The organism is Facilibium subflavum (genome assembly GCF_003574485.1).
Classification (GTDB): Bacteria; Pseudomonadota; Gammaproteobacteria; order Francisellales; family Francisellaceae; genus Facilibium; species Facilibium subflavum.
The window spans coordinates 1-670 of record NZ_QLIT01000342.1; the positions used below are offsets into that span (position 1 = coordinate 1).

The 670-nt window shown below is 29.9% G+C and carries 1 protein-coding gene and 1 pseudogene; one reads left to right on the forward strand and one right to left on the reverse strand.

Going from position 1 to position 670, the window contains the following annotated elements; all coding sequences use genetic code 11:
• Window positions 1–265: pseudogene (locus DNK84_RS13825) on the reverse strand (peptide MFS transporter); the annotation flags it as partial.
• A 127-nt stretch (window positions 266–392) separates the two neighbouring features.
• On the opposite strand from DNK84_RS13825, the gene DNK84_RS13830 reads away from it, so the two are divergent.
• Window positions 393–670 (forward strand): linear amide C-N hydrolase (locus tag DNK84_RS13830; protein ID WP_119345024.1); only part of this gene is annotated, 278 nt, incomplete at its 3' end.

A 670-nucleotide genomic window follows, 5' to 3' on the forward strand; every position in this document is an offset into this window, starting at 1 on the left:
ACATAAGGGCTGCGCCATATATTACAGATTTTTTATAGCCTAAAATCTTATCTGCAACAATACCTCCAACTATAGGAGATAAATAAACTAAGGTAACATATGCACCTGCAGTAGCATATGATTTTGTATCACCTAACTTAAGATAGTCAATTAAGTATAAAATAAGCAAAGCTCTCATTACATAAAAACTAAAATACTCCCACATATATATCACAATAATGTACCAAAGTGCTTTAGGGTGTTTCTGTTTAGAAGAATCTATCATTTATTAACTTTTAATCTTTGTTTTACTTATTAAATATAATATAGCAATATCAAAATATAACTAGTATTCAGCTGTAAAATTTATGTTACTATTAATATGCAAATAAAGTAACTTTGAGGAGTTATTAATGAGAGGTTTATCTAAGAAACTATTTACATGTACTTTAATATTCTCAATGCTTCTCTCCCAGTCTATAGCTTGTACTGCTATAACTTTAGTGGATAAAAAAGGAGATGTTGTTTCAGGAAGGACTATGGAATGGGCTCTCAACTGGGATTGGCAGTTATTGTATAATCCAAAAAATACTCAACATTATCTTACGGCGCCTAGTAATTTAGACCTACCAGAACACCAATATAAATCCAAGTACTCTATTTTAGTAACAGGATTATCAAAAAATGGTCA